Source organism: Plastoroseomonas hellenica (genome assembly GCF_018129085.1).
Taxonomy (GTDB): domain Bacteria; phylum Pseudomonadota; class Alphaproteobacteria; order Acetobacterales; family Acetobacteraceae; genus Plastoroseomonas; species Plastoroseomonas hellenica.
In genome coordinates this window covers 1-21,919 of record NZ_JAAGBB010000052.1, presented here as the reverse complement: position 1 = coordinate 21,919, position 21,919 = coordinate 1, and the positions used below count along the sequence as shown (strand labels likewise).

The 21,919-nt window shown below is 65.0% G+C and carries 17 protein-coding genes, 1 tRNA gene and 1 pseudogene; 14 read left to right on the top strand and 5 right to left on the bottom strand.

The features are described from left to right. The first annotated feature begins 221 nt into the window (after positions 1–221). The 8 genes from GXW71_RS28210 (at position 222) to GXW71_RS28175 (ending at position 9,993) form a co-directional block, all read left to right on the top strand. Positions 222–668, top strand: coding sequence for a DUF5681 domain-containing protein (locus GXW71_RS28210; RefSeq protein ID WP_211856049.1), 447 nt, complete (start codon positions 222–224; stop codon positions 666–668). Beyond that, the gene (locus GXW71_RS28205) at positions 665–916 is read left to right on the top strand and encodes a hypothetical protein (RefSeq protein WP_211856048.1); all 252 of its coding nucleotides are present in this window, start codon (positions 665–667) and stop codon (positions 914–916) included. Before GXW71_RS28210 ends, GXW71_RS28205 begins: the two co-directional genes overlap by 4 nt. Then, a complete protein-coding gene (locus GXW71_RS28200; protein WP_211856047.1) occupies positions 900–1,202 on the top strand; it encodes a hypothetical protein in 303 nt (100 codons plus the stop codon). Before GXW71_RS28205 ends, GXW71_RS28200 begins: the two co-directional genes overlap by 17 nt. 100 nt (positions 1,203–1,302) lie before the next feature. After that, on the top strand, positions 1,303–2,766 hold the full coding sequence (locus GXW71_RS28195) for a hypothetical protein (protein WP_211856046.1): 1,464 nt from the start codon (positions 1,303–1,305) through the stop codon (positions 2,764–2,766). A gap of 115 nt (positions 2,767–2,881) precedes the next feature. Further along, positions 2,882–4,870 (top strand): cell wall hydrolase, encoded by a 1,989-nt coding sequence (locus GXW71_RS28190; RefSeq protein WP_211856045.1) that lies wholly within the window; start codon positions 2,882–2,884, stop codon positions 4,868–4,870. Positions 4,871–5,071: 201 nt separating this feature from the next. Beyond that, on the top strand, positions 5,072–7,054 hold the full coding sequence (locus GXW71_RS28185; protein WP_211856044.1) for a hypothetical protein: 1,983 nt from the start codon (positions 5,072–5,074) through the stop codon (positions 7,052–7,054). A 451-nt stretch (positions 7,055–7,505) separates the two neighbouring features. After that, positions 7,506–9,005, top strand: a complete 1,500-nt coding sequence (locus GXW71_RS28180; RefSeq protein WP_211856043.1) for an MBOAT family O-acyltransferase — start codon at positions 7,506–7,508, stop codon at positions 9,003–9,005. A gap of 4 nt (positions 9,006–9,009) precedes the next feature. Further along, positions 9,010–9,993 (top strand): hypothetical protein, encoded by a 984-nt coding sequence (locus GXW71_RS28175; protein ID WP_211856042.1) that lies wholly within the window; start codon positions 9,010–9,012, stop codon positions 9,991–9,993. Between the two features lie 171 nt (positions 9,994–10,164). On the opposite strand, the gene GXW71_RS28170 is transcribed toward GXW71_RS28175, so the two are convergent. Beyond that, positions 10,165–11,094, bottom strand: a complete 930-nt coding sequence (locus tag GXW71_RS28170; protein WP_211856041.1) for a hypothetical protein — start codon at positions 11,092–11,094, stop codon at positions 10,165–10,167. Positions 11,095–11,173: 79 nt separating this feature from the next. After that, on the bottom strand, positions 11,174–11,788 hold the full coding sequence (locus GXW71_RS28165; RefSeq protein ID WP_211856040.1) for a hypothetical protein: 615 nt from the start codon (positions 11,786–11,788) through the stop codon (positions 11,174–11,176). A gap of 287 nt (positions 11,789–12,075) precedes the next feature. On the opposite strand from GXW71_RS28165, the gene GXW71_RS28160 reads away from it, so the two are divergent. From GXW71_RS28160 to GXW71_RS28150, 3 genes and pseudogenes are all read left to right on the top strand, one after another. Continuing rightward, complete coding sequence (locus GXW71_RS28160) at positions 12,076–12,615, top strand: hypothetical protein (RefSeq protein WP_211856039.1); 540 nt, start codon at positions 12,076–12,078, stop codon at positions 12,613–12,615. Between the two features lie 83 nt (positions 12,616–12,698). After that, a pseudogene (locus GXW71_RS28155) lies at positions 12,699–12,908 on the top strand (transposase); the annotation flags it as partial. A gap of 163 nt (positions 12,909–13,071) precedes the next feature. Then, complete coding sequence (locus GXW71_RS28150) at positions 13,072–14,328, top strand: hypothetical protein (RefSeq protein ID WP_211856038.1); 1,257 nt, start codon at positions 13,072–13,074, stop codon at positions 14,326–14,328. A 284-nt stretch (positions 14,329–14,612) separates the two neighbouring features. Here GXW71_RS28150 and GXW71_RS28145 read toward each other — a convergent pair whose 3' ends face one another. After that, on the bottom strand, positions 14,613–15,053 hold the full coding sequence (locus GXW71_RS28145; protein ID WP_211856037.1) for a MucR family transcriptional regulator: 441 nt from the start codon (positions 15,051–15,053) through the stop codon (positions 14,613–14,615). A 215-nt stretch (positions 15,054–15,268) separates the two neighbouring features. Between GXW71_RS28145 and GXW71_RS28140 the strand changes: the two genes are divergently transcribed. Continuing rightward, positions 15,269–16,471, top strand: a complete 1,203-nt coding sequence (locus GXW71_RS28140; protein WP_211856036.1) for a glycosyl hydrolase family 28-related protein — start codon at positions 15,269–15,271, stop codon at positions 16,469–16,471. A gap of 286 nt (positions 16,472–16,757) precedes the next feature. Here GXW71_RS28140 and GXW71_RS28135 read toward each other — a convergent pair whose 3' ends face one another. Both GXW71_RS28135 and GXW71_RS28130 read right to left on the bottom strand, forming a co-directional pair. After that, positions 16,758–18,227, bottom strand: a complete 1,470-nt coding sequence (locus GXW71_RS28135; RefSeq protein WP_211856035.1) for a right-handed parallel beta-helix repeat-containing protein — start codon at positions 18,225–18,227, stop codon at positions 16,758–16,760. A 1,552-nt stretch (positions 18,228–19,779) separates the two neighbouring features. Beyond that, positions 19,780–19,856 (bottom strand) — tRNA-Arg (locus tag GXW71_RS28130). Between the two features lie 318 nt (positions 19,857–20,174). Between GXW71_RS28130 and rnk the strand changes: the two genes are divergently transcribed. Together rnk and GXW71_RS28120 are read left to right on the top strand one after the other, a co-directional pair. Continuing rightward, complete coding sequence (rnk, locus tag GXW71_RS28125) at positions 20,175–20,591, top strand: nucleoside diphosphate kinase regulator (protein WP_211856034.1); 417 nt, start codon at positions 20,175–20,177, stop codon at positions 20,589–20,591. A 131-nt stretch (positions 20,592–20,722) separates the two neighbouring features. Then, complete coding sequence (locus GXW71_RS28120; protein ID WP_211856033.1) at positions 20,723–21,067, top strand: hypothetical protein; 345 nt, start codon at positions 20,723–20,725, stop codon at positions 21,065–21,067. The last annotated feature ends 852 nt before the right edge of the window (positions 21,068–21,919 follow it).

The following is a 21,919-nucleotide window of genomic DNA, read 5'->3' as shown; positions in this document are numbered from 1 at the left end:
GGGGCTTCTCGAGGGAATGGTGTTCACGGACCACTGGTCCGCTCAGGGGCTTCGCATATCGGCAGCCCTGGCGGAGGGCGCTGAGCGCCGTCCCTGTCACCTTGGCGGCCTGGCGCTGGTACGGCCGGACGGCCGTGAGTTCTGGGTGAGCCCGCGTGGAATGGCGGGGCTGGGCTCGCGCCGGACGCTGCCGGACGAACTGCTGCATGGAGATGAGTGCGATGAGTGACGGCAGCACCGATATGAAGCCGGCCCGGCCAGGCTGGCAAAAGGGCCAATCCGGGAACCCGGCGGGCAGGCGGAAGGGTGTACGGCACGCTGCGCACGTCGCCTTGGACGCCATCGGCCAGGAGAGCGCCAAAGATCTTCTGCGCGCCGTGGTGACTGCTGCCCTGGCGGGCGACATGAGGGCCGCTGACATCCTGCTGCGGCGCCTCTGGCCGGAGCGGAAGGGCCGCCCGGTGGAGATTGATCTTCCGAGGATCGAAAGGCCCGCCGACTTGGTGCCTGCCCTTGCCGCGGTGGCGGAAGCAGTGGCGGCTGGCGAGCTTTCCCCGGAGGAGGGGCAGGCAGTCGCTGCCGTCCTGGAGACCCAACGCCGAGCGGCGGAGACCGCCGATCTCGCAGCTCGCATCGAGGCCCTTGAGCAGAGGAGCACCAAGGAATGAGCGGCACGTTGGCGCGCCGCCTGGGCGCGATCGAGCGCGAGCTTGCGCCGGTCAAGCGTGTGGTCTGTGTCGTGGTGGATCAGGCGTCAGGCGAGACACTGGCGGATGCGTTGGCAAAGCGCTTTCCCGATGGCGTCCCGCCGAGTGTATCGCCCCTTGGCATCACCACGGGCGTGCCTCGGAACACCGATCTGGTGATTGTCGAGTTGACGGATGCGGATGGAGGCACCCATGCCTTCACCGATTGAGACACGTCTTGTCCGCCTCGAAGCCGTGCGCGACGTGACCCCCTGGGATCGCTTGGTTGACCAGGCCGTTGCGGATTGGCCGCAAGACGCCCTGGGCAGCTTCCTTGTGGCAATGGCGTCTGGAGCGGATGCGAGCCGCCGAGCGCTTCGGAAGCTATCCGATACTCGTCTTGACGAGCTGATCGCCTGCATTCGCGCGCACCTGCCCGGCGACGGCAGCGCCCTTGAAAACGAAGCCACCTTCGATGGCGATACTGCCGTCACGCAGGACGAAGGCGGCCGCTGATGCGCGTCCCATTCTTCAGCCAGCCCAATCACCGCAAACACTTTTCAACCCAAACGTCGGGTGCCGGACAGATCGCACCCGCGCTCAGGAGTGACCACCAGTGACCACTCGCTTCTTCGACCCGCGCCCACAGATGTGCGACGCCAACGGTAACCCGATCTCCGGCGCCAAGCTGTACACGTACAGGGCTGGTACCAGCTCGGCGTTCGCTACGTATAGCGACAGTGCCCTCACGGTCGCGAATTCCAATCCGATCGTCTTCAACAGCGAAGGGCGCCCGCCCAACGACATCTTCTTCGCGGCGGCCAATTACCGCCTGATCCTGACGGATGCGAGCGACGTTGTCATTTGGACCGCCGACCCGGTCGATGGGGCCACGACGGACCTGTCCAACTCGCTGCTGACGGTCACCGGCACGGCCGATGCGATCATCCTGACGGCGGCCTTTGTCAGCTCCACCTACCAGGCGGGACAAATTCTCCGTTTCATCGCGACCAGCACGCCCACCAGCACGACGCCCAGCGTCAACTGGAACGGCCTGGGCGCGAAGACGATTGTCGAGAGCGACGGCGGCCCGCTGCCCACGGGCACGTGGGGCAATGGGTCGTTGGTCGAGATCATCTATGACGGCACCAACTTCCGGAAGCTGATGCCGGTTGCGACGGTCAACTATTCGCCGATCCTGGTGAACGGGGGGCTGGACATCTGGCAGGCGAGCACGTCGCTCGCTATCGCGGCCGGCGTCACCGCAACCGCTTCCATCTACTCGGCCGATCAGTGGTGCATGGAGACGAGCGCCAACCAGGCGTGCGTTGTGTCCCAGCAGGCGGGCACGGGAACGGCACGCTTCCGGGTGCGGGTGCAGCGCAACAGCGGGCAGACCGGCGTTGTCGCCCTACGTTTCCAGCAGCCGCTGGAAGTTTGGGAGTGCGTGAAGATGCGCGGGCGGGTGATGACGGTGTCCTTCACCGGGCGGGCTGGCGCCAACTTCTCGGGCACGCTGTCCGTCAAGCTGCTTTGCGGCACCGGCACGGAGGGCAGGCGCACCAACGCCGCGCCATACACCAACGAAACCTCGCCGCTCTCGCAGAGCATCACGCTTACCACGACGGACACGCGCTACTCCGGCACCAGCACGGCGGTCGCCGCCACCACGACGCAGGCCAGCCTGGTCTTCGAATGGACGCCGAGCGGCACGGCGGGCGCCGCCGACTGGTTCGAGGTGCAGGAGGTGACGCTGGACTTCGCGGGCGCCGCTGTGCCGGCGGTGCGAGAGCCGTATCAGCAGACCCTGGCACGCTGCCAGCGGTTTTACGAAGGGGGGCGCGTCGGCATCGCCGGATACGCCGGCGCGCCCGGCGGCCCTGGAGCGGCGCCAACTCAGTTCAAGGTAACGAAGAGGGACCTCCCCACTATCACGCCGGGCGCCGCCGACATCTCCATCAACATCGCGACGGCCGGCTTCGACACTGTCACCTCGGAAGCGTGTCGCTACGCCGTCACCGCCACGGCGGCCGGGAGCTTTACGGCTTACCAAGCCTGGACCGCGAGCGCCCGGCTATGACCTCGCTGACTGACACCCGCGCCTTTGGTGGGCTGGAGGCGGAAATGAAGCAGACCCCCCGAACCGAAAAGCTGGGGGCAGAGCCCCGCCGGCAAGCGATGAGGATTTCTATGGCATGAGCGGCCAGTACATCCCGAACATTCAGATCCCGCAGGCTGTCCCCATCGACGTGATGGGGGCGATGCAGCGCGGGCAGCAGTACCGCGGCAACGCGCTGGCGATGCTGGCGCAGCAGAACCAGTTGCAGCAGCAGACGCAGCAGCAGAACGCGCTGGCGATGTACGCCGGTGGGCTGGGGGCTGACGACCCGACGAAGCGCCGAAACAGCCTGCAGGCGCTGATGGGCGCGGCACCGAACATGGCGACGCAGCTCATGCCGATGCTGTCCGACGAGCGCGACCGCGCGGAGATGGCCGCGATCATGGCTGGTGCCGGCGGTGGCGCGCAGCCTGCCGCAACACCGCAGGCAGCGCCAGCAGCGGTGGGCGCTCCGCGCGGCCCGGTTGCGCTGCCTCCGACCTATCAGCCGCCGCAGGGGGTCGACCGCAACGTCGACCTTATGGCGCGAACCATTCTCGGCGAGGCCGCCAATCAGGGTCTCACCGGCATGACGGCCGTTGGGCACGTCATCCAGAACCGCGCGCGTGCCGCCGGCATGTCGCCCGAGCAGGTGGTGCTGGCCGGCGGGCAGTTTGAGCCCTGGGGCAACCCGGCAACCCAGCAGCGGCTGCTGACGATTGACCCCAACTCGCCGCAGTACCGCCAGGCCCGCACCATCGCAGAGCAGGTGCTTGCGGGGCAGGTGGAGGACCCGACCCGCGGCGGCACGCACTTCTTTGCCCCCCGCGCGCAGGCGGCACTTGGGCGCCAGCCGCCGACGTGGGCTGAGGGCCAGGAAGCCCAGGTCATCGGCGACCACAACTTCTACCGGCTGCCCTATGGCGGTGCGACCGGCGCCGGCTCGGCTGGCGGCAGCGGCGGTGCTGGTGGTGGCACTTCGCCGCAGCAGGCACAGGTGGCCATCGATCGCTTGGCGCAGAACGGCACGCCCGGCGCGATCCAGCAGGCGGCGCGCATCGCCACCACGGCGGGGCAGGACCAGACCTCCGTTGCCGGTCTGCCGGGGTCGGTGGTGCAGGCGATCACGCGCGCTGCACTGAGCGGCAATCCGCGCGCTATCCGGCAGTTGCAGCTCCTGCAGCCGATGATGAACCGCGAGACGCAGATTGAGCGCGTCCGGCTGCCAGATGGCAGCGAGATGCTTGTGCCGCGCCAGCAGGCGGCCGGCATGGTCTCTGCCGCTCCTCCGCGGGACACGCAATTCGTAGACCTGGGCGACGATGGTCCGGAAGGCGCCGGCCGCTACGCGGTTGAGAACGGCAGGCTGCGGCGTCAGGCGGCGATCCCGCGCGACGATCAGACCTTTGCCCGCAGCAATACGCTTCGCGACGAATACGTGAAGCTGACGGAGGGCTACCGTACCGTCGAACAGGCTTACCGCCAGGTGGAGACGGCGGCCCGCTCCGGCAGCGGCCAGGGCGATATGGCGATGCTATACGCCTTCGTCCGCATGCTGGACCCCACCTCCGTGGTGCGCGAGAGCGAGTTCGCGATGGCGGCGCAGACGGGCAGTTTCGGCGAGCGCGTGCAGGGCGCCGTGCAACGGGTCCTGTCGGGCGAGCGGCTTCCATCCGACGTGCGCCAGAACTTCCTCGGCGAGGCCCGCAACATTCTCCGCACGCGGCAGGAGGAGGCGGATACGCTTGCCGACAATTACCGCGAGTTGGCACGCCGCAACAGCCTGCGGCCGGAGGACGTGGTCATGCCCTTCGGCACCCAGCGCGCGCCTGGCCGTCAGACCGGGCAGCCAACCGCGCAGCCGGCTCCTGGTGGCGCGCAGACCGCCCCTGCGGCAGGGGGCGGCGCTGTGGTGGTCCCCGGGCCCGGGCGGCGTCGGAACGGCTTCTCCGCCCGCTGGCGCGCCTCTGGCGCCGCAGCCCCCGCCGGCAGGGAGGCCGCAGAGTGGTGGCCGCACACCCGTCCGCGTGAGCAGCGACGCCGAGGCCGAGCGCCTTGCTCCCGGCACCACCTTCATTGGCCCTGATGGAAAGCCCTACGTGCGATGAACAGCTTCAATCCCAATCGTTGGGCTCCCGCGGACGACGGCGCTCAGCCACCGCCGATCTCTAGCGGCCCGGTTCCTGGCGTATCGATGGTGCGACCGGGCCCGGGGGCTCCGGCGCCGTTGGTTGGGCCGGCGCAGCAATCCGTCGCCATAGAGGGGCAGGGGCCGGAGCCGCCGCAGGTGGCGCCCGGCTTCACGCCTGGGCGGTATCTCTCGGCGGAGGACGTCGATCGGCGCAGCGGTGCGCCGTCTAACGTCCGCCGGGCGGTGGGCAATCTCTCGACCCCCGAGGACCGCTTGGCGATGTTGCGTCGCTTCGCGCCCGATGCTCGTCCCTTTGGCGATGGCAATTTCATCTACACGGACCGGCGGACAGGGCGGCCAACGGTCTACAATCCGCAGGGTCTCGACGTTGGCGATGTGTTCTCAATCGGTCCTGAAATCGGGGAATTCGTCGGTGGCGCGATCGGCGGCGCTCTCGCAGTGCCCCCCGCAGTGTGGGGCATTCCCGCGACCGGTGGTCTCAGCGTGCTCGCCGTACCTGCCGGCGTCGGGCTAGGGGCAGCGGCGGGTCGCGAGATTTCCACCGCCACCGGAACACTACTCGACAACGCGCCGGACAGCCGAGGCTTCGGCGAGCGGGCAGGGGATGCGGCCACCACCGCGGGATTGAATGCAGTAGGCGTGCCGGTCGGTAATCTGATCGCTCGCGGAATCGGCGCAGCGGTGGCGCCGGTCCGGCGGTTCCTCTCCCCGGAAGCTGGCCAGAATGCGTTGCGCGACTTCGCCAATGCCGGCGTTGACGCCAGCGCCGGCGCGGTCACTGGCAATCGTACCGTCCAGATGGCGGAGCGGGGGCTAGGTGTCACACCAGGCGGCGCGCAGCCCGTGCAGGAGATGGCCGAGCGCCAGGCAGTTCAGATGCGCGACGAGGCGCAGCGGATCGCTGCTGGCTACGCGCCTGGCGCTACTCCTGAGGGCGCCGGGGCTGCGCTTCGAGAGGGTGCCCGCAACGCTGTCCAGCGCTTCGAGACGAGACAGGAGAGGCTGTATGACGAGGCCTACGCGCTGATCCCCTCGGATGCGCGGGCGACGCTCCCCTCTGTCGCGCATCTGGGAGGCGAGCTCCGCGATGCGCTGGCTCAGGCCCCGGAGAGCCGGGACGCTACGCTGCGCCCGGTCATCGAGCGCATCCAGGCGGCACTGGCCGATGCGGGAGAGGGCGGCGTCCCTTTCCAGGCGCTTCGGGACATCCGATCCGATCTGGGCAAGATCATCGGCGGCCCGCCAAACCCGGCAGGGGATGCGCAGTCGGCTACCGTCGAGTATCTGCGCCGCTTCTATGGCGCGCTATCCGATGACATGACCAGCGCCGCACGAGCGATCAGCCCGGCGGCGCAGCAGCGGCTAGCCGTTGCTGATCGCTACTTCCGGCTCAACCGCACCCAGAACCTGCCGACGCTCGAGCGCGTGCTTGATCAAGGCACTGACGAGCAAGTCTTCCGCCTTGCGTTCCCGCGAAGCGGACAGCCCGACGCGCAGGCGATGGCGCGCCTTCGCAGGAACATGGAGCCTGAGGAGTGGCGCGTGGTTGCCGCTACTGTGGTGGACCGAATGGGCATTCCCACTGCTGGGCAGCGTCGGTCGCTCGACGATTTCAGCGTTTCGACCTTCCTGACGAACTGGAACCGGCTGATCACCAACGGCGTCGGCGCTCGGCGGGTGCTGTTCGGCGGCAACCGAGAAACTGCCGAACTGGCGACGGATCTTGATCGGCTCGTCCGGGTCGCGGGCAGGCTTCGTGATGCCGATCGCATGGCCAACCCGAGCGGCACAGCGCGCAACCTGATCGCTGGCGCTGGGATGCTATCGATGGGGCAGGACGCGATGGAAGGCGATTGGCGTGGGGTAGCCTACACGGGCGCCCTGGGTGTCCTGGCACCGCGGTATGTCGCGCAGCTCATGACCAGTCCGCAGTTCGTGCGGTGGCTTGCTGACGCCAGCGTGCAGGTGGCGCGGGCGCCAGCGCAGGCGGACAGGCCGCTGCTGCGGTTGGGCCAAGTGGCGACCGCCAACCCGTCGCTGCGGGACGCCATCGACGCATTCCAGCGCGCACTTGGAGGAGGTGGCGAGATGCGGCTGCAAGGAGCGGCAGTTCGCTAGACGTAGCGCGGCTCGCCCAGTCGCAGGGCGGGTCATTCGTCAGGCCTCGGGCAGTGCGACGTCTACCCAATCCAGCCGGTCGCTGACACGATGATCGCTGCCTGGAGCAGCACGAATACGCCGCCCGCAATCGATACGAACCAGACGCGCCATGGCTGCCAATAGGCAACTCCCGCCGCTCTGCTAGCGCGCGCCTGAGCCCGCACCACTAGCGCCAGGCCCAGAAGGCAAGCGAGGATGATGGGAATTGAGGGGAGGGCGGCGGCTAGGCCGGTGGGGGTGTCGGCGGTCATCAAAGCGAGCCTAGCACAAGTAACGCTGCCGAGCCCCTCACGGTACGCCGGGTGCCCACTCGAAATGGGATGCGCTTCAGCGGCAACCTCGGCTCTTGTGCGCTGTCAATTAATGATGTTACCTCGGCGGAGGGAATGCGAAGCCGAAGGCAGGCCTAATGCTTTTTAACTCGGACCTGTTCCTGTTTGCGTTCCTTCCAGTAATTTACGTTGGGTTTATCGTGTCTGCGCGATTCTCTTCTAGCGCCGCATCACTGCTTCTCGTTGTGGGCTCCTGCATATTCTACGCTCACTGGCGGTTCGACTTTCTGCCGCTGCTGCTAGGATCCGCCGCGGCGAACTACTTGTGCGGACAAGGAATCGCGCGGCTTTCCAGCGTACGGCCGCATGCGGCGCGCGCCCTTCTGGGAGCGGGGGTCGCAGGTAATCTCGCCCTTCTCGGCTACTATAAGTACGCAGACTTTCTGGCGGGCGCTGTAGGGTTCGAAGGGATATTCAGCGGCATTCTCTTGCCTATCGGCATATCGTTCTACACCTTCACGCAAACTGCCTACCTTGTGGATGTGCACGACGAGCCCAGCAAGGTAGTGTCTGACCCTATTCGCTATCTGCTATTTGTCACCTTCTTTCCACATCTCGTCGCCGGCCCCATTTTGCACCATCGTGACATGATGCCGCAGTTCGCATTCGATGCTCGCGGCGATCAACGTCTGCAGGACTTCGTTGTTGGGAGTGCCCTCTTTATTATGGGGCTCTTTAAGAAGGTCATTCTGGCGGACAGTGTGCAGCCATACACGGCCCTTGCTTTCACCTCCGAGCCCATTTCGACAGTTTCGGCATGGGCTGGCGCCCTTGCGTTTTCGCTGCAGCTCTACTTCGATTTCTCCGGGTACTCCGACATGGCTCTCGGGCTTGCGCGGCTGTTCGGCGTGCGCTTTCCGCTAAATTTCGACAGCCCCTATAAGGCGGAGAGCATCATCGAATTTTGGCGGCGCTGGCACATGACGCTGTCGCGCTTCCTGCGCGACTATCTTTACATCCCGCTCGGCGGGAATCGGAGCGGCTTGGGGCACCTTCCTAACCTCATGATTACCATGGTGCTGGGCGGCCTTTGGCACGGTGCGGGATGGACCTTTCTCGCTTGGGGCGCACTTCACGGCGGCTACTTGATTGTGAACCACATGTGGCGCCGGCTGCGCGCGCGCTTCCCTGAGATATTCGCGGCAAGGCCTGGCTCCGCGGTTGTGGGACGGCTTCTCACCTTCGTCTGTGTTGTGGTGGGATGGGTATTCTTCCGCGCTGACAGCATGGAGCAGGCGGTGCGCGTAGTTCACGCCATGGCGGGGCACGGAACGGGTGCAGCACTGGCATGTCCGGCCGGAGCCGGAAGCGCCACGGTGTACGCCTGCTGGGCGGGGATGCCGACCGCGTTCTGGTGGATCGCGGGACTCCTTGCCATTGCGTGGCTACTCCCCAACTCACAGCAGATCATGAGTCGGTGGAACCCGGCGTTAAGCCCGATCCGGCCGGCAGGGCCGATAGCTCGGGCCTTATCTTTTTATCCCGGCTTCCTTTGGGCCGTGGCCCTCGGCGCTATGCTGGCTTCAGCGCTAGTTTGGCTGCACGCCGACAGCGTATTCCTCTATTACCAGTTCTGATGCGATGACGCCGCGCGCCATACGCTGGTTCCTGTTCTCACTTGTGCCGCTTACCGTCGCTATCTCTGCAGCGATGTTGATGTGGAAAACCCAGCCCTCCGGTTGCGCCGGTTATGGCTACGCATCGGGCGATGGCATCACCCTCGCCTATTGCGCGCGACCATCCTACGGGGATTATGAGTCAGGCATGCTCATCTTCGGCATATCCCCGCGCGAGGATGCAGCCGCTCGGGCGGCTGATGTGGTGGTGCTCGGCTATAGCCACGCCCATGTTGGCTTCTCTACAGCGGCGACAGAGCGCCACGCGGCCTCGATGGGCTCCCGGCTTCACAACCTGAGCCTGTCGGGCAGCTTCAGCGCCCATGCCGACATCGTCCTTGATCGCTTACAGATCCGGCCGAAAGTCTGGGTGATCGACGTGGATCCCTTTTTCGTCCCACCCTATCCGGAGTTTAGAGGCAGCGCGAACCTGAACCGCCTGATGGAGCGCCCCCTCCGCGAGACGGCGGAGCACGCCGCTCGACGGCTATGGCAGCCTATCCATCGCATGGCATGTGCTGGCCAGATATTGCCGTCACTTTGCGGATCGACCTTCGCCTACTTCCGACGTCCGGAAGATGGTCGGATCATCGTCGACTACCATTATGCTTTTGGTCCGACGCTTGGGGAGTTTCCAGTGCCACCGGATGGACCGGTGAACGCTGCTCGCGTTCCTGGCTTGGCGACTCTAGCGTCCGAATTCTTGCGCCGTCACGACATGGACCGAACCTGCACAATTTTCACCGTGGTGCCTGCTAACGGACAGAACGCCAGGTTGGCAGCAGCGACCGCTGAGGTAGTGGGCGCACCTTACGTCAATCCAGAGGTGCCTGGCCTCGTGACTATTGATCGTGCCCATCTTCATGCCGAAAGCGCAGAGCGATGGTCAGACGCATTCTGGGCGGCTGCGCGGCCAATCATCGAGCGCTGCGCCGGCCGCACCTCCTGAGATCCGCGCATGCCGCGGATGGGGGTTAAGTTCGTTCGCGCTACTCACCTGGGCGCGACCGCTGGGTTCGATGCCTGTAGACGCCGTCACATCACGTCTATCGCAAGTGACGGCAGCCGCGATGATCGACGGGTGTGGCATCAGACGCACAAGCCAAGCGTGGCTGCGGTTTCAAGCCAGCGATAAGCTCGGCGGCATCGAGGCCAGCGGCTCCATCCCTCTCCACACCCGCCATAGGTCTTCGATTAGCGCCTTCGACATCACGCGCCGCGCGTCGTTGTCGCGGTGCTTCGGGGTCCAGCCGTCGCGGTTAACCGTATGCGCCTTTCGGCGCCCGTAGACGGCGCCGTAGGGGCCGATCGGGTGCGCAGGCTTGCCCTCTCGCTCGCCCCGCCATTGCTGGCGCAGCAGCACGTCGGCGATTGCCCACACAGTGGCGCGCCGCTTTGGACTGTAGCCGTGAGCCGCGGCTTGCTCGGCATTCGTCCGACGTTGCTGCGCAATGCCATCGATGACCGCCAAGCCAAGGCGTTTCCAGACGCGCTCCTTGGTCTCGTAGTTCGCGAGGTCACCGGTCTCTCCGATGATGCAAGCGAAGCCTTGAGCGCTTAGGCCAGAGACCGCTTCCGCCCATCTCCACGCTGGCAACTCCCGCGCGAGCATCTGCATCTCTGCTTCGATTTTTGCCCGGAGGCTGTCCCAGGCCTGTCGTGCCGCGGCACTGTTCGCGACAATGGGGGTGCAGGCGGAGAGGGCATAGCCGCCCTGGTTGGCATGGCAAGGGTGGCCCGCTCCGCCTTTCCCCTCCACCCTGCGGCGGAAGGCGCTTGCTAGCGCGAATTTTGCCTTTCGTTCTTTCTCAGTCAGATCTGTGCTGTACCCGATCGCGCCGGCAATGAACGACTCACAGGCACGATCTATGCGGTTTTGCGAGACGATGCAGAACTGGCGCTCGCGCTGGAGCTGAACTAGCCGCGCGAGCCGGTCAGGAATGCTGATGGGAGATGCGGGAGGGGCTTCCGCCCCTCCCGGCGAGGGCAGGGGTGGATGGGTGCGCACGCCGCGCCGGGCCCTCGGTTCTTTCGAGCTTGATTTGCTCATCGCTGAGTTCGCGACAGCGCCTTTCGACGCTGCCGCAGGCGGCATCGGAGGGGTGGTACGCAGCGTCCGCGTGGCCGCCTTAGGCATCGCTCGCCTCCACGAACATCTCGCGAGCCTGATCCGCCGTGCGCCACTTCCTGATGGGGTCGTCCGGCGGGAGGTTCTGGACGAGCATTCTGACGAAGCGGGTGTCGCGCTCGCGCGTGTCAGCCCACTCCGCGGCCTGCCTGGCGGTTAGATCGCCAATCGGCTTGCCTTTGATCTTAAAGGTGTCGAGCAGTGAGGCGAGGTGGATGTGCGCTACAGCCGATGCGCCGGCTGGCGAGGTTGCACGCTGCCGCTCTCCGGGCCGGGCGAGAATGGGTTGCTGTTCGCGGAGCTTCTTGGCTGCCTCCGCGAGGATCGCGTTCACCGCCTCCTGTCGGTAGGGCGCGAACAGCTCCCAGAGAAGATCTGCGTCATGGCGGATGCTGCGGTAGAACGCGTCTTTTGCGCCGTCGAAGTTGCCAGGCGAGCCTCTGATTGCCGACATTGCCACCTCCATCAACCTCTCTCGATGCTGCGGATTGCGGTCGTCTGGTAAGTCCGATGGCCATTGATCGAGCGGCACCTGGAGAAGCGAGTCAGAAATTCTTACCAGATACGTGCGATAGGCTTGGGAATAGTGCGTTGAGCGCACATTGGGTGACTGCATTCCATCCCTCCCGTCACCCGCGCCGATTTCCGGTCGACTGAGTCTGCGAGAGAGATGCTTGCCGAATTCCCTTGAGTTCTGTTGGAGTTGCAGTCGTGCTACCGCATCACGTCTCAATGAGCATTCGTATACGAATGGCCCATGCACGCCGGCGGTGATCACTCAAAACCGACTCGACTCGTGCGTCCGCCGGCGAGCCCGTCGCAATTCCCCCGGTTCGCTTCACGCACCACGGCCATGAGTTCGAGGTCGGGCTTTTCCCGTCTCCGGCTGGCAATGGCTACGAGTTGCTTATCACCGACAAGGGCGGCGTCCTGCTTGTGAACGGGCTCGACAAGTGGCTGCCCTGGCTGCCCAGCGACTCCTTGAAGCGGATGAGCAAGAAGGTTGAGGGGCTAATCGTTCAGCAGCGGGACGCGGTCCGCAACTACGTCGCGAGCATGGACGAGGAGGCCTTCCGCCAACTCTTGGCCACGCCACGCCACCGTCCGGAGTTCCGCTGGACGCCGGAGGTGCTGGCGGCGCTCCAGAAGATCGATTGGAGCGAGCCCGACGCCAAGTTTACCCACGTCCGCCATGAGTTCAGCATCGGGCATTGCACGATCCCTGGCGGCGTCCTTGTCGTGCCTCGCGATCAGGCCGGCATCTTTGATGCCTCCGCATCGCTTAACGCGGCAGACATCGCAGCGGAGGCCATGCAGGGCCGCGACATGATCGAGCGCGGAATCGCGGGGATGCACGAGATGGTCACCGCGCTGAAGGCTAGTGAAGTCAGGCGCATGGTTGCCAAGCCGCGCGTGTCGACGGCGCCTGAGGCCGTGCACTAGCCAAGCTAGGGTCCGGACCCATAAAGCGTTTGGCGCGACGCGGCGTGCTGTGATTCACCGTTCCCGTTGAGGGGAAACGGTCGATGGCGGAGAGCTTCTGGCTGAGCGACGCGCAATGGGATCGGCTGCGGCCGCTGCTGCCGAACAAGCCGCGTGGCGTGCCGCGGGTGGATGACCGTCGGGTGATCAGCGGTATCGTGGTGGCACTGCAGTCGGGCGGTCGCTGGATCGACGTGCCGGCGGCGTATGGGCCGCGCAAAACGCTCTACAACCGGTTCGTGCGCTGGTCGGCGACGTAGTAGGCGAAGGTCGCGCATCGAGCGTGCCCAGAGGCCTAGAAGACAGTCGTTGCCTGGACACGCAGTTCGGATATAGTAATTGACAACCCGATCATCGGAGGGACGTCATGCGAGATTCTCGCGTTGCCACTTCGAATGTAGTTGGGCGAAGTATGACTTGGTCAGCACAGTGGACGCGGCAGTCTTCGCAGCGGCTGATTTGGCCGAAGGCGGGCCGCTCGTGAGTACCGGCGTCTCAGTCACTGTGGTGGATGCTACCGGCGGCTTCGCCGCCTACCTCTCACTCATCCGCGATTCTGCGATTGTGGCAGCGGCTGACTGGCTGAACGACATAGTCGGCCTGGGCACGCTAGAGCTTCAGGTTACTATCGCACAGACGCCATCGAACGCCGCTACCGGAGGCCCTGGGACCTGGGGTTTCGCATTCAAGCGTGCACTGGACGGCAGATCAGTCGATCAGTACGACCCAGGGACCTTGACGGAAATCCGTTCCGGTGTGGATAGGAACGGCGCGGCCCCGGACGCCGTCATTACCATAGACCCTGACAAGCTCAACGCGGCGTTTGGAGGCTTCTGGTTCGATCCAAACCCGTTCGACGCAATCCATCAGGTGCCGGCCAACTTGACGGACGGTCTTTCCGTCTTGGCGCATGAGATCGGGCACGCCCTTGGTTTGAGTGGCTACCGCGACGATCGCGGCAATTTTGACACGGTGGTCTCGGGGTTTGACGCTTTCGTAAGCTTCATCAACGGAAGCCCATTCTTTAATGGGCCCAACGCCGTATCCGTGTACGGCGGTCTAGTCCCGCTCACACCCGCGCCCGGCAATCTCTACCACTATGGTGACCTCCGCAGTGGAGGTTTACTGGGTGGGGTGATGAACCCCTACACCCCTACCGTAGGCACGGAGCGGGAAATCACCGAGCTGGACTTAGCAATTCTGGAGGACATCGGCTACCAGATCATCGGTGCCAGTCCGGACATCTTCCGCTTCTTTAATACGACGAACAGCACGCACTTCTACACGTCAAGCGCCGCGGAGCGGGACAGCGTCCGCGCTAACCTCCCGGTCTTGCGTTACGAGGGGCCCGCCTACGAGGCTGCCCCTTCGAATGATAGCGACCTGTTGGTGCACCGGTTCCTCAACACTGCCAACGGCAGCCACTTCTACACGGCAGGTGACGTCGAGAAGCTTCAGGTCGAGCGTACGCTGCCGGGCTACCGATACGAGGGCGTGGCTTATGGTGCCTTTTCGGACGATGATGGCGGGGAGCATCACCCGCTCTTCCGGTTTTTTCGACCAGACAACGGCACTCACTTTTATACGGCGAGCGTCCAAGAGCGTGACAGCGTGATTGCAACGCTGCCTGCCTACCAGTTCGAAGGCGTAGCTTACTATATTGACGTTTTCTGAGCTGGCGTTCGCCGCTCGCCGAAGCTCAGCAAATCCTTGGTTCCGCACGCCCGTCCGTGCGAGAGCAACCACAAACGACCCAGCCATTCAAACCCTGGCTGATTGACCCAAGACACAGCCGGCCAGGAAACCTGCCGCGGCGATCGAGGGTGCGCCGGTTCGCTCTGTGGCGCAGCCGGGGGGCAGGGCACCCAAGAAGCCGCTGCCGGCTAAGAGGGCAGCGCGGTGTGCGATGCGCACGGGGCTGTTGGGCACGAATGTCGCCTCCACCTACTGCGGATCAATCAGCGACTGGCCTTTCGCCCACCGCGCGACTTTGCGTTCGGCTTGCTGCCAAGCCGGATCTGCTTGGCCATCGCCGACCGCTTCGCCGAATAGGCCGGCGCCACCATGGGATAGTCCTTCGGCAGCCCCCAGCGCTCCCGGTACTGCTCCGGCGTCAGGCCGAAGGACGTCATCAAGTGGCGCTTCATCGACTTCAGCTTCCGCCCGTCTTCTAGGCAGATCAGGTAGTCGGGCGTGATCGACCGTTTGATGGACACGGCAGGCTGGCGCTTCTCCTCGGGCGGAGGGGCCGGAGGTTCGCCAAGGCCAGCTAGCGTGCGATGCACGTTCTGGATGAGGGCAGGGAGATCCGCCTGCGTGACGGAGTTGTTTGCGACGTGGGCGGCCACGATCTCGGCGGTGAGGGCGAGCAGGTCAGGCGCGGCGATCTCTTCGGGCATACGGTGTCCAGACCATCTGAGGAATCGGAGGATTGTATCCAAGCGCTTCCGATTCCTTGCGGAGAAATGCAACTGACCTCTGGCAGATTGGTCCAAACACCCGGAAGGTTCAGCGCCGCTCCGGCCACGCCCAAAACGGCGTTTGCCTCGCCGACCGAGGTTGAAGCGCCATAACTTGCCCAGCATAGTGCCGATGCAATCGGGTATTAAGCGACATGTGCGACACCTTCGACGTCACGGACTTTGGCGCAACCGGCGACGGAGTGACAAACGACCGCGGCGCGATCCAAGCTGCCATCGACGCCGCGGAGACGGCTGGGAGAGGCACGATCTGCTTTCCAGCGGGCACCTACAACATCGGCAGCGGCATAGATGTCACGGCAGGCAATATCCACCTCGTTGGCGCCGGTAAGGGCGCCACAGTCATTCGATCCACATTCGCCAGCGGCCACGTGATCACGTTCGGCAATGGCGTCACGCAGATCTTCAATCTTGGCCTCCGTGATCTCACCGTCGACACCACCGTCAACCGCAGCTCTGGCGCGGCGGTTCGAGTGCAGGATTGCCAATATTGGATGTGTGATCGGGTGAGTGTCGACCATATCGGGGGCCAGCACCACGTCGGCTTCGCGCTGGAGACGCACATCGCCGCTCAGACTGGGGGCAAGTATTACCTGCGGTCGGTCGAGATCCTCGGCACACTTTCCGACGGAGTGCAGATAGGCACCAACGGCCTGGAGGTGGGTGCGATCTATCTCTCCCAGGTGACTGCAAACACCTGTGGCAGCGGTTTCCGAATCACCAACGCCAGCTATATGCCTTGGAGCGACGTCGAAGCAGTGTCTTGCCTTGGCGACGCCTTTGTCTGTGATCCAGGATCAGGCCAGGCCGTGACAATCGCATTCTGGAAGGGGTTGGTCGCCGACAGCCCAGGCAATATTGGCATCAACTTCACTGGCTCGGGCATCATCGCCGAAATCAGCATGGACGGATGCTGGTCCGCGAATTGCGGGCAACACGGCATTGTCGTTGGCAACTCGGCTCTCAACGGGCTGTCGCTCACGAGCCATCGCTCCATCCACAACCAACGCCACGGCGTTGAACTCTTCGCAGGTAAGAACGTCACGATCAGCGGCGGGCAATTTTTCAACAATGGGCGTGCTGCGCCCAATGCCTATAACGGTATCAATGTTGAGCCTGGGTTCTCCTTCTTCAGCATCACGGGTGCGAACGCGGGAAGCGGCGGCTTCTATGCCCAAAGCGGCGAGCCGTGCCAGCAGTTCGCGGGGATCTCGGTAAGCGCTGGCGGCAGCGATCACTACGTGGTCACAGGCAACATCTGCTCCGGCAATTTGTCAGCCGGGGTAAACGACGGAGGCACGGGCTTGATCAAGGCTGTTGCGAACAACGTCAGTTAGACCATGAGCAGAGCCCTCCCCGGTGTGCGGAGGCGACTGCTGAGGAGGCACCAGCTGCTTGCGCCCAGTGCGGCGGCTCGGCATCGCGGAGCATGCGCTCCATTGCAATCGCTGTTGCGTTCGCGCCGCTGCTGCCAATCACAGCTATCGCCCAGTCCCGATAGCGGGAGCCTGCCTGCACGTTCCCGGCCGGGCTAAAGCGTGGCGCTGTCAGACCATCCGCCGGGCTGATGGTGCCACGCTTCCGCACGATTGAGACTGCTATCGCGTTCTTATGGCCGCCTGATCAGTACGCGCTGTAGCCTGGCGGCTTCTCAACCCAAACATTCAGTGTGCCTGAGCCGATGTTCTGCGCAGCGCCGGTGAGATTCCGATAGAACACGTCGACGGCGTTGACGTTGTTCACCTGCCCGTAGAGCAAGATCCCCGCTAGGCTGCCGCTGTAGGCAAGTCGGACGGCGTCGCCAAGCCGTGCCCCGGGGAGCGGGACGGTTTGGGCAAATGAGCTGCCGTTGCTAATGGCGCCTGGCGCGCTGGCTGCGGAGCCAACGAGCTGCGGACCGTGGAAGGATAGACGGTCCGTCGTCGTCGGCCCCATTGCTCCCAGCGCATTGCCATCGAGCTGGTTCGGCCCGATCTCCAGATGACTGGTCTGATTGATGCCAGCCAGCACCACCTGCGCGATGCCGTATCGCTGTGTCTTCTCGCTCGCTGCGTCCGTGCAGCGATTCCCTACGACTATGCAGCCGCCTGCATTGTAGGTTGAATCTAGGCTGCCGAGCTTGATCCCGACACCAGCGGCTGCGGCTTCTTGGCCGTTGTTTATGCACTCGTTATTGCTGACGATGTTCGACTGGCTCGCGACCGAGATGCCATCGCTTGCACACCCGATGCACACGTTGTCCGAGATGACACCATAGAAGCCCCAGTACTCGATGCCGCCGGGGTATGCGCCGTTGTCGTCGAGGCCTGCCCCGCCTTGGATGTAGTTACCGGTCACCGTGACGTTCGTAAGCAGGACCGGGTTGACCGTCACTCCACTGCCGTATCTCCAACCAGTGATGCGGTTTCCGCGGACGACGCCGTTGCTGCTGGCAAGGCTGATCGCGCACCCTTCAAGAACGTTGTCGGCGATGAGAAATCCGTTCGACGGGCCATTGGCGTTCGATGTGGTTATCGCCTGATTGAAGGCGCCGCTCGGCGTCGGCATGCTCATATAGCAGCCGACGATCTCGAACTGATTGCAACTGATCGTCGACGCGCCGATGCACTGCGCTTTGATGCCGGTGAAGGCGCAATCGCGGATCTCGAAGTGATTGCTGTCGTAAATTCCTAGCGCCCAGTAGACGTTGCCCGGCAGCCCCGTGCCTGGCGCGAAGACTCCTCCCGACAGGTCGAAGCCGAGCCTCTCGATTCTGAAGTTGCTCAGGTTGCTGCCGGTTACCATGCCCGTGAGATTCGCGAAGACCCAACCAGCCTTAGCTGCGATCACCGACGCCGCGCGGCCGGCGCCGAACCAGGTCACCGCTTTCTTCGAGATGGGCGCGCTTACGACGTAGACGCCCGGGGGCCAGAACAACGATTTGCCGGCGAGGGCAGCGGCGTCTTCGGCGTTCTGGACCGCAATCGTGTCATCTGTCGTGCCGTCACCGGTCGCTCCGAAATCACGGACGTTCAGCCAGTCCGAGAATCGAAGCGCGAGTGAACGCGCAGTTGAGGATCCAGAAGCGATCGCCGTGTCGGAAGAGATGTCCATTTACAGACTCCCGCTTGGTGTGGAATGCGAACTGTCGCGCCGTTCGTCCCGTTGGTTTAGCGCTCGTACGGCTATCCAGAGCGGCGCCAGCAGCGTCAATGCCGGACGCGTCATAGCCTCCGATAGCTGGTCTAGGGCGCGTCGCGCGTGATGAGCGTGGCCGCATGGCCGGCGCGGTTCATCGCAGCTGGGCCGCTGGTGAAAGCGTCGTATCGCGTGCTCGGCCTTCACTCATCCGCCAACCCACAGGTGGGCAGGCGCGGGCATGCGGGGATTTCGGCGTCGCGATCCCTCCTTGCGTGCCGCATGTTGATTGGGTCATCGCGGAGGCATGCAAATGCTCCCTATGGCACTCGCGTGCGTCCTGCTGATGCCGGCAGCGGCCTCCCGCCCAATGCCACACTGGCGGGAGCCGGCCCGCACCTTCCCAGCCGGCCAGGCGTGGCGCTGTGAGACTATCCGCTGGGCAGATGGGGACACGCTGACCGCGCGGTGTGCTGGCCTATCCCGGCCCGTCAGCGTGCGTCTGCGCGGCTTGGACACGCCCGAGCGTGGTGAGCGTCGGTATCGGGAAGCCGGCGCCGAGCTGCGCCGCAGACCAGAGGGGCGGGAGATCGAGGTGCGGCCGCACCACCGGAGCTGGGAGCGCGTGGTTGGCGACGTGCTGGTCGCAGGCGTCGACGTTGGGCAGGAGATGGACGGGGCAGGGTGGTCCAAGCCGGGCTGCCCGAGGCGGTCGGCCGGCTCTAGCGTGGCATTATCGGCCTGCCAGCGCTGGTTACCGCGGGTCGCCTTTCTCCTGTTGCTGCCACTTGTCACGCAAAGCGGCGCTGAGGGCGTCGGCCCCGGTGGGGAGTGGCGGCGCTGGCGTATCGTGCCCGGGTGTGGCGACAGGAGGCGCCTCCGCCGGCCTGCCGGTGATCCATTCCGTCAGCTTCCGAAGCATGCTCCGCGCCTCCTCCGCCGCTTAGCCGGGCCGACCCGCTCCGTCGCCCGGAATCCCTGCGGGTACGGTACGCCATGCTGGCACCGCCGGGAATCCCGGCTCGCAAATCTGTCAGCCAGCGACACGCGACAGGCCTTAGCGGGCCTGACTGCGGCTGAGCGGAAGCGATCGGCACCGGGATGATCGCGAAGGACACGATCATGTCTGACGCGCCAGGAAGTGGCAGCGCGCAGGGAAGGGGAAAAGGTCCTGCATCTACAGCAGCTTAGCAGATTCGCGCCGGGGATCGGGATGGAAGTAGGGAAAGGACTAAATGTGTAAGTGGCCCCAATGGCCCATATACGGCCCCACCTAATCTTGGGGTCTCAGTGTTTTAGAAGCCTTATCTTTCAGGCTTTTCTCGATCGTGACCCCTCGGCCCCACCGGCCCCAGCGCGTTTCAGTTGTGCGGCGCCTCAGGCGATCTGCCCTCCTCTGGCTTGCCTCCGAGATTCTCTGCACCTGAGGGTGATGCCCTACGATCACTCGGCTGTGGGGGCTGCCGTGGGGTCCGAACGAGCTGGCTCTGAGGTTTTGCAGCATCTTCAGCAGGATGGCTGCACGGGATGGTGTCCCCGGCGGGATTCGAACCCACGGCCCCCAGATTAGGAATCTGGTGCTCTATCCTGCTGAGCTACGGAGACCCGGGGCCCTTCTAGCATCGCGCGGTGCGTCGCGGGAGGGGCCCGTGGCCGGCCGTGCCACCGGGACTGGGCGCATGATGCCGGCCTGCGGCTGCAACCCGTTTGACACCGCCCGGCGCGCCCGACATCATCGCTCCATGCATCTTCTGTTCCAGCGGACCCGCCATCACGCGGGCCAACTCTTGGCACGCGACTAGCCCCGGGCTCTCTGGCGGATAACGCGCTGAGCTCGGGGCGATGCGTCTTGAGCCCATGAACAGCGCAATGTCGGATGCAGCCGCAGGCCTAGCTTCCGCTGCCTCCCGCCCGGAGCCTTCCATGATCAGCCCGCCGCCGCCGGATCGCCCGGCGATTCATCTCATCGATACCGAAGCCGACCGCCTCTACGGACTGGCCGAGGGGATGATGCAGCGGCAGCCCGCCTTGGCGGCGATGCTGCTGGCCGAAATCAACCGCGCGGAGATCCACATCGCCGGGACGCTGCCCGCCGGCGTCGTCTCCATGTTGTCGACGGTCGAATTCGTCGACGAGGGCAGCGGCACCAGCCGCACCGTGCAGCTTGTCTTCCCCTCCGATGCCGATATCGCCGCCGGGCGCATCTCCGTCCTGACGCCGGTCGGCGCCGGGCTCATCGGCCTTGCGGAAGGCCAATCCATCCTGTGGCCGGACCGGGAAGGCCGCGAACGCCGGCTGCGCATCGTCAAGGTTGGCGCGGCGCCAGGGCTTCCGGCCTGAGGTGGCCGCTCTGTCACGCGCGGCGGCGGCGCGGAAGTGATCGGCGTCACACAGCGGGCCTGGCTGAAGAAGATATGATGGCGTCCGCGCCAGCCCTTCATGGGCGCAACGCCGCGGACAATGAGTCGCCGATGCCCGACAAGCCTAAATTCGCCTACGTCGCCAACCCCATGGATTTTGGCTGGAGTGGATTTCCGAGTGTCACCGAGTATCTGAAGAAGCTCCTGGACGAGCGGGATGGCTCGGGCGGCGTGAACGCGGTTCGGAGCTTCCTCGCATTCTACGACGAGGCCCTGGAGCTCGGCCTGTCGATCGGCTGGGACGCCGATCTCGGCTCCTCTCCCGACGTGCGCGTCGTCCTCCTGCCGGATGCCTATCTGCCGCGGCTTGCCCTGGTCTGGCAGCCGGAGAGCAACGGCACCACCTTCGTGGTGTCCGAAGTGCCCATGCCCTGGCTGGAAGCACGGAGCGGATAGCGGGTCGCCGGCGATCCGACGGGTGGTGAGCCTGGTGCGGGGCAAGGGCAGAAGAAATGACCCGGGCGCCCGGCCTGATGCTCGGCCAGGCCGGGCTGTACCGGGTGCGGCTGTTTGCAGGGATGACCGAAGATGGGGCGCGGACGCGGCGCGGCGAAGCGCTGCGAGCACGGCAGACGAAGGCCGCGCGTCCGGACGATGACGGCCGGCAAGGCCGACGGGCCGCATCGCCTGGACCGCGGAGCGCGACCGGGTTGTCCTGGGTCGTATCTGAAAGTCATTCACGTCAATAATTGTCATATAAGTGTTTCCAATACCGAAATATTATTAAGCATATCTATGTAAATACAAACCACTTCTCCCCTCCGTCCGGCAGTAAATGATGTCGTTGCTGCTTAGGGTCACATCCGAAGCAGATATGGGAAAATGGGGAGCGGACTTCATGACGAAGCGGAATGCCATCATTTGGTCGGCGCTCCCGCGCTCGGCCCTGCTGGTCGCCTTGGCCGTGGGCGTGAGTGCCTGTGGCCGCGGTTCGTCGGCATCATTCGAGCCGGGTATCGCCGCGACCGGCGGTGCGACCGGAAGCGGGGGCGCCGGGTCGGGCGGCACCGGGGCGACGGGCGGCACCGGGGCGACAGGTGGCACCGGGTCCACGGGTGGCACCGGGGCCACCGGCGGCACGGACGGTACCGGAGCGACTGGCGGTACCGGCGCGACGGGTGACACGGGCGCGACCGGGTCCACGGGAGCGACCGGGGCAACTGGCCCGGCTTGGCCAGCGGGCGCGACCGGCGCCACGGGTTCGGCGGGCGCGACCGGGCCGGCGGGGCCCACGGGTCCGGCCGGATC